Origin of the sequence: Methylobacterium aquaticum (assembly GCF_001043915.1) — a bacterium.
In the GTDB taxonomy this organism is placed as follows: domain Bacteria; phylum Pseudomonadota; class Alphaproteobacteria; order Rhizobiales; family Beijerinckiaceae; genus Methylobacterium; species Methylobacterium aquaticum.
Map to the genome: position 1 here is coordinate 1 of NZ_LABX01000265.1, position 6,911 is coordinate 6,911.

The following is a 6,911-nucleotide window of genomic DNA, read 5'->3' on the forward strand; positions in this document are numbered from 1 at the left end:
TCCCTTCTGTTCGTCGGCAGCGTCGGATGTGTATAAGAGACAGCCACAGACCCGCCCCTCGATCCGGCGGTGACCTTCGATCTGAGCCCGGACGCCCAGCAGACGATCTCGCGCGGCAGCGCCCCGTCGCCGGACATCCCCGGCACCTTGCCCGACCGGGCCCATTACCGACGCGACGCCGACAGCCAGCAGATCGTGTTCCAGGTCATCGGCCCGGACGGATACGTGGTCGAGCAATTGCCCTCCGAGGCCGTTCTGCGGGCCCGCACCTATGCCCGCGAGGCGGAGGCCGCCCGGTCGGCGGAGATCGGCACGTCGGTGGCGCGTTCGGCCTGAGACGATCCTGGCGGCCGCGATCCGGACCGCCTCGGGAGGGCGTCGGGCGGGTTGCCCGATCACCGCGGCCATCCCATCTTCCGTTGGATCGCGCGCGGAGCGCCGACGCGCATCACAGGAAGCGGCGCAAGTGAAGCCGGACGCCATGGCGACGACGCCCCCCTCCCTCGACGCCGCGATCTTTGCCGACCTGCGCCAGGCGGTCGGCGACCAGGCGATGCCGGTGCTGCTCGGGCGCTTCCAGGCGCAGCTGCGGGACTGGTCGGTGCGGGGGGAGCCGGCGGCGCTCGGCGCCGCGGCCCATGGGGTGATTGCCTCCTCGGGCCTCATCGGCTTCACCCGGCTGTCGCGCCTCTGCGCCGCGCTCGAAACCGCCTGCCAGGGCGGCGATCTCGCGGCGATCCGGGATCTCGCCGCCGAGGTCGCGGCCGAGAAGGTCGTGGCCGAGGCCGAGATCGCCCGCCTGATCGCCGCGGGCTGATCCGGTCATCAGGCTCAGCGGCGGCGCGGCATCAGGCCACCCGCCGCGTGTCGGTCCAGGTCGCCCCGTCGGCGAGGCGGTAATCGACGCTCTCGGAGAGCCGGCCGGTCGGCACCACCCGGACCGCCTCCGGCCGGGACAGCTCGTCGCAGCGGGCCAGTGCCTCCTCGACATCGAGGGGCGCCGGCATCTCGCCGCCGAGACGGCGCCACCACTGCACCGCCTTCTCGCGGGCAAAGCCCGAGGCTTCGAGGTCGAGGCGCACGACCATCGCCTCCTCGTCGCCCTCCAGCGCCACCACCAGGAGGTCGGGGCCGCGGGCCCGCGCCTCGCGCCGGAAGCGCCAGCCGGCGACCGGCCACCAGCGCGCATGCGCCTCGCGCACCACCGCGACGGTTCCGGCGGAGAGGACGGCGGTCTCGTCGTCGGCCACCGCCTCGTGCGGCAGCTCCGCCTCGTCCTCCTCCTCCGGATCGACCCAGCACGCCTCGCAGGTGCTGGCATTGAGGGCGATGAGCGCGCCGCAGCCCGGGCAAGGCTTGGCCCGCGGCCCGCCGCTCTCGCCCAGAAGCCGCGCCCGCGCCACCGCATTGGCCGAGAGCACGTCGATCGGCCCGTGCCGGCGCACGAGGCCGGCATAATCGAGCACCAGGGCATCGGTCTTGCCCTTGGCCCGGCGCAGGCCGCGGCCGACCTGCTGGACATAGAGGCCGGTGCTCTGGGTCGGGCGCAGCAGCGCGATCAGGTCGACCTCCGGCACGTTGAAGCCCGTCGCCAGCACGCCGACCGAGGTGAGGCAGCGCAGGCGCCCGGCCCGGAAGTCGCGCACGATGCGGTTGCGCTCGTTCTTGCCCGTCTCGCCCGAGATCGATTCGCAGGAGAAGCCCTCGGCCCGGATCGCGTCGCGGACCGCATCGGCGTGCTTCACCCCGGCGCAGAAGGCGAGCCAGGCCCGCCGCTCGGCGCCATACGTCACCATCTCGGCCACCGCCGCCCGGGTGATGACGTCGCGGTTCACCGCCGCTTCGAGGGCGCCGGGCATGTAGTCGCCGGCCCGCAGGGGCACGCCGCTGACGTCGAGGGTCGTGGCGGTGGCCTTCGAGACCAGCAGCGAGAGATACCCCTCGCGGATCAGGTCGCCGACCTGGGCCTCGTAGACGATGCGGTCGAAGACGCGGCCCGGGCCCTCGTCGAGCCGGCCGCTGTCGAGGCGGTAGGGCGTGGCGGTCAGCCCGACGAGGCGCATCTCCGGGCACCGGGCCCGCACCGCGTCGAGGAAGCGACCGTAGCGGGTCTCGGCGTCGCGGGGGATCAGGTGGGCCTCGTCCACCACGACGAGGTCGAAGCCGCCGGTCGCCTCGACCCGGTTCCAGACCGACTGGATGCCGCAGAACAGGATCGGCTTGGTTTCCTCGCGACGCCCGAGCCCGGCCGAGACGATGCCGGCCGGGGCTTCGGGCCACAGCGCGAGGAGCTCGGCATGGTTCTGGGCGATCAGCTCGCGGGTATGGGTGACGACGGCGATCCGGGCCTTGGGGTCGCGGGCCATCCCCTCCCGCACTAGGGTGGCGATGACGAGGCTCTTGCCGGCCCCGGTCGGCAGCACGATGAGGCCGTTGCGGCCACCGCGCGCCCAATCGGCGTGGAGCGCGTCGAGGCTCGCGCGCTGGTAGGGACGAAGCAGCATCGCGCCGCCATAGCCGGAGAACGCGCCTTCATCCAGGCTTGACAGCGGGGAGGTGGGAGGAGCCGCGCCGCGTCGGCAGGCGAATCGCGATGCCGGCTTCGACGCCCGGGGCACCGGTGCCCCCTCGCCCCGCGCGACCGCCGGGCCTGCCCGACGTCGTCCGCCGCCAGCGGACCTCGGGCTGCCCGGGATCTGCCGGGGAGGGGAGGGAACCGGCGCCCGACGCTTATTCCGCCGCTTGCAACCACTGCATCTGCGGCAGATCCTGCTGCGGCTGATCCCGCGTTTCCGGCTCCACCACCTCGTCGGTATGGACTTCGAACTTGGCGAGCCAGGCCGGGCCGAAGCTCGTCGAGATCGCTACGTCGGTGGCGTCGCGGCCTCGGGCCATGACGATGCGGCCGATTCGCGGCTTGTTGTGACGTGCGTCGAACGTGTACCAGCGCCCGCTCAAATACACCTCGAACCAGGCCGAGAAATCCATCGGATCCGGCACCGCCGGCACGCCGATATCGCCGAGATAGCCGGTGCAATAGCGCGCCGGGATGTTCATGCAGCGGCAGAAGGCGATCGCCAGATGCGCGAAGTCGCGGCACACGCCCTCGCGCTGGGTGTAGCCGTCGAGGGCCGAGCGGGTCGAATCGGCCCGTTGATAGTCGAACCGGATATGGTTGTGCACGTAATCGACGATGGCCTGGACGCGGGCCCAGCCTTCCGGCGTGCTCCCGAAGAGCTGCCAGGCGGTGTTCGACAGCTTGTCGGTGTCGCAGTAGCGGCTGGCGAGGAGGAAGGGCAGCACGTCGTCGGGCAGGTCCTGCACCGCGTGCTGCAGCGCATCCGGCGCCACCTCGTCAACCGCGCCGCTGTCCTTGACCAGGACATCGGCCGAGAACGTGATGCGGCCGCCCGGAGCGACGACACGGGTGCAGAGATTGCCGAAGGAATCGACGAAGCGATGCGCGGAGACCGGCGGGTCGATGGTCATCACGTCGGGCGTGATCAGGTCGTTCGCCCGGTCCGGATGCACGTTGAGCATCAGGACCATCGGGGTCGGGCCGGGCGTGTCGAAGGCGATCGAGTAGCCGGTGCGGATCTTCATCGTGGCGTCCACGCAAATCGAAAAACGTGGAGCGTAAAGTCCGGAGAACCGCGGTTGTTCCGAGATGCCGGTCAGTCCGGGCCGCCGCCTTCGCCTAAATGTTGTGCAGGCGCCATTCCTCTGGGTCGATGTCTGCTTTCGGACATCGACGTCAGCCCCTCAGGTCAGCCCCCCGTGACGGTATCGACGAGCAGCTTCAGGTTCAGGACCACGATCACCGCGGCGATGGCCCAGGACAGGATCGTCAGCCAGGCCGGGATGACGAAGACGCCCATCTTGCGCCGATCGGAGACGAAGCGCACCAGCGGGATCACCGCGAAGGGGAGTTGCATCGACAGCACGACCTGGCTCAGCACCAGGAGCCGGGCGGTGCCCTCGTCGCCATAGAGGCCGGTGACCACCACGACCGGCACGATGGCGATGCCGCGGGTGACGAGGCGGCGCGCCCAGTCGGGCAGGCGCAGGCGCAGGAAGCCCTCCATCACGATCTGACCGGCGAGGGTCGCGGTGACCGTGGAATTCAGCCCGGAGGCGAGGAGCGCGAGCGCGAACAGGGTCGAGGCGACGCCGACGCCAAGCAGCGGCGAGAGCAGGGCATGGGCCTCCTCGATCTCCTGCACGCCGGTATGCCCGGTGCCGTGGAAGACCTTGGCCGCCATGATGAGGATCGCCGCGTTGACGAAGAGCGCGAGCGTGAGCGCGATGGTCGAATCGGCGACGGCGAAGCGGATCGCGCTCCGCTTGCCGGCTTCGTCGCGCGGATAGGCCCGGGTCTGCACGATCGAGGAGTGCAGGTAGAGATTGTGCGGCATCACCGTGGCGCCGAGGATGCCGATGGCGAGGTAGAGGGCCGCCGGATTGGTGACGATCTGAGCGGAGGGCACGAAGCCGCCGAGCACGTCGCGGATCGGCGGCGCCGCCATGGCGATCTGGATCGCGAAGCAGAGGAAGATGATCGTGAGCAGCGCGATCACGAAGGCTTCGAGCGCGCGAAAGCCCCGGCGCATCAGCAGCAGGATCAGCAGCACGTCGAGGCCGGTGAGGATCGCCCCGGCCAGGAGAGGCAGGCCGAACAGGAGCTTGAGGGCGATGGCGGTACCGATCACCTCGGCGAGGTCGCAGGCGATGATCGCCGCCTCGCAGGCGAGCCAGAGCGCGATCCCGACCGGGCGCGAATAGGCGTCGCGGCAGGCCTGCGCCAGGTCGCGGCCGGTGGCGATGCCGAGCCGGGCGGCGAGCGCCTGGAGCACCACCGCCATCAGATTCGAGAGCAGGATGACGGCGAGCAGGGTGTAGCCGAACTGCGCGCCTCCGGCGATGTCGGTGGCCCAGTTGCCCGGGTCCATGTAGCCGACCGAGACCATGTAGCCGGGCCCCAGGAAGGCGAGCAGCCGCCGCGGCCAGGAGCCGGTGGCCCGCACCGGCACGCTCGCATTCATCGCCCCGAGGCTCGGCTCCGCCGCCCCGTCGCCGGCGCGCCACGCCCATCCGTCCCGCATCCGCCCGTGCTCCCTCGCTCCTGCCCGGCTTTCGGGCGGCTCTATATAGCCACTGCTATATTGATTTGAGAAGGCTGAATTCCAGGGCGCCGGAGCGGATTTCGACGGTCGGGTCAGGACCGCCGATCGCGAAAAAAGTCGCGCAGGAGGGCCGCGGCCTCGCTCTCGCGCAAGCCGCCATACACCTCTGGGGCATGATGGCAGGTCGGCTGGTTGAAGACGCGCGGTCCATGCTCGACGGCGCCGCCTTTCGGGTCGGAGGCGGCGAAGTAGAGGCGGCGGATGCGGGCCAGGCTGATCGCGCCGGCGCACATCGCGCAGGGCTCCAGGGTGACGTAGAGGTCGCAGCCGGTCAGGCGCTCGTCGCCGAGTACGGCGCAAGCCGCGCGGATCGCCAGAATCTCCGCATGGGCGGTCGGGTCGCGGTCGGCGCGGGGGCGGTTCCCGGCCACCGCCAGAACCACCCCGTCCCGCACCACGACGGCGCCCACCGGCACCTCGCCGCGGGCGGCCGCCGCGCGGGCCGCATCGAAGGCGAGGCCGAGCGGATCCGGGTGCGAAGCCCCGCTTGGCGGCAGGCTCCCCCTTGCAAAATCGCGCATCGGTTCCACTCGCGTCGACATCCCCCGTCTGGTATCAGGCCCGCATGAACGACATCAACGACAACGAGACCGGGGCGCCGCAGCGGCGTCGCGGACGGGACGAGGCATCCACGGGCGCGCCGGAGGGGCAGGCTTCGAAGCGGGGGGCCGCCAAGGCCGCGGCGCCGGCCGAGGCGGAACCGGAGCGCATCGCCAAGGCGATCGCCCGGGCCGGCGTGGCCTCGCGCCGCGACGCCGAGGCGATGATTGCGGAAGGCCGCGTGACCCTGAACGGCCAGCGCCTCGACTCGCCGGCGGTGAACGTCACCCCGGACGACCGCATCACCATCGACGGCGAGCCGCTGCCGACCCGCGAGCGCACCCGGCTGTGGCTGTTCCACAAGCCGCGCGGCGTCGTCACCACCGCCCGCGACCCGGAGGGGCGCCAGACGGTGTTCGACGTGCTGCCCGAGGACCTGCCCCGGGTGGTGGCGATCGGCCGGCTGGACATCAACACCGAGGGGCTCCTGCTCCTCACCAATGACGGTGGGCTGGCCAAGGTCATCGCCCATCCGGAGACCGGCTGGCTGCGCCGCTACCGCGTGCGCGCCTTCGGCGACATCGACCAGGCTCAGCTCGATGCCCTGCGCAAGGGCGTGACGATCGACGGGATGGAATACGGCCCCGTCGAGGCGACGATCGACCGGGCGCAGGGCGACAACGTCTGGCTGACGCTCGGCCTGCGCGAGGGCAAGAACCGCGAGGTCAAGCGGATCCTCGAACATCTCGGCCTGTCGGTGAACCGGCTGATCCGGCTCTCCTTCGGGCCGTTCCAGCTCGGCGACCTCGAGGTCGGGCTGGTGGAGGAGATCCGGACCCGGGTGCTGAAGGACCAGCTCGGCCAGACGCTCTCCGAGCAGGCGGGCGTGGACTTCACCAGCCCGGTGCGCGAGCCGATCGCGCCGTTCGGCTCGCCGAAAGCCGCCGCGCGGGCGGCGCAGGAGGGGGCACCCCGCGGGCGCGACCCGGCCCGGCCGCAATTCGGCAAGCCGCCCGCGGCCTCGGCCTCGGAATCGCGCCAGACCGTGCGCAGCGGAGCCCGGCGGGCCGCCGGCGTCGCGGGCGGCTTGCCGAATTGCGGCCGGGCCGGGGCGCGCCCGCGGGGGGCCCCCCCCTGCGCCGCCCGCGCGGCGGCTTTCGGCGAGCCGGACGGCGCGATCGGCCCGCG

At 71.8% G+C, this 6,911-nt stretch carries 7 protein-coding genes; 3 read left to right on the forward strand and 4 right to left on the reverse strand.

Annotated features, from left to right (window positions below; all coding sequences use genetic code 11):
• Window positions 1-69 precede the first annotated feature (69 nt).
• Both VP06_RS28445 and VP06_RS37425 read left to right on the forward strand, forming a co-directional pair.
• Window positions 70-336: a hypothetical protein gene (locus VP06_RS28445; protein ID WP_053082074.1), complete on the forward strand. Its 267-nt coding sequence runs from the start codon at window positions 70-72 to the stop codon at window positions 334-336.
• A 130-nt stretch (window positions 337-466) separates the two neighbouring features.
• Window positions 467-817 carry an Hpt domain-containing protein gene (locus tag VP06_RS37425; protein WP_048467175.1) on the forward strand — a complete coding sequence of 117 codons (351 nt, stop codon included), beginning with the start codon at window positions 467-469 and terminating at the stop codon, window positions 815-817.
• 31 nt (window positions 818-848) lie between these two features.
• On the opposite strand, the gene VP06_RS28455 is transcribed toward VP06_RS37425, so the two are convergent.
• The 4 genes from VP06_RS28455 to VP06_RS28470 all read right to left on the reverse strand — a co-directional run bounded on the left by VP06_RS28455 (window position 849) and on the right by VP06_RS28470 (window position 5,704).
• Window positions 849-2,504, reverse strand: a complete 1,656-nt coding sequence (locus tag VP06_RS28455) for a DEAD/DEAH box helicase (RefSeq protein WP_048467176.1) — start codon at window positions 2,502-2,504, stop codon at window positions 849-851.
• Between the two features lie 226 nt (window positions 2,505-2,730).
• The gene (locus VP06_RS28460) at window positions 2,731-3,603 is read right to left on the reverse strand and encodes a transglutaminase-like domain-containing protein (protein WP_048467177.1); all 873 of its coding nucleotides are present in this window, start codon (window positions 3,601-3,603) and stop codon (window positions 2,731-2,733) included.
• A gap of 164 nt (window positions 3,604-3,767) precedes the next feature.
• Window positions 3,768-5,102 (reverse strand): Nramp family divalent metal transporter, encoded by a 1,335-nt coding sequence (locus VP06_RS28465; RefSeq protein ID WP_048467178.1) that lies wholly within the window; start codon window positions 5,100-5,102, stop codon window positions 3,768-3,770.
• A 113-nt stretch (window positions 5,103-5,215) separates the two neighbouring features.
• The gene (locus VP06_RS28470; RefSeq protein ID WP_048467179.1) at window positions 5,216-5,704 is read right to left on the reverse strand and encodes a nucleoside deaminase; all 489 of its coding nucleotides are present in this window, start codon (window positions 5,702-5,704) and stop codon (window positions 5,216-5,218) included.
• Window positions 5,705-5,748: 44 nt separating this feature from the next.
• On the opposite strand from VP06_RS28470, the gene VP06_RS28475 reads away from it, so the two are divergent.
• Window positions 5,749-6,911, forward strand: a 1,163-nt coding sequence (locus tag VP06_RS28475; protein WP_245291348.1) for a pseudouridine synthase, incomplete at its 3' end; no start/stop codon positions are given.

Excerpts from the sequence above, each read along its gene's own strand:
- VP06_RS28455 (WP_048467176.1), bottom strand. The coding sequence starts at position 2,504 with ATGCTGCTTCGTCCCTACCAGCGCGCGAGCCTCGACGCGCTCCACGCC.
- VP06_RS28460 (WP_048467177.1), bottom strand. The coding sequence starts at position 3,603 with ATGAAGATCCGCACCGGCTACTCGATCGCCTTCGACACGCCCGGCCCG.
- VP06_RS28465 (WP_048467178.1), bottom strand. The coding sequence starts at position 5,102 with ATGCGGGACGGATGGGCGTGGCGCGCCGGCGACGGGGCGGCGGAGCCG.
- VP06_RS28470 (WP_048467179.1), bottom strand. The coding sequence starts at position 5,704 with ATGCGCGATTTTGCAAGGGGGAGCCTGCCGCCAAGCGGGGCTTCGCAC.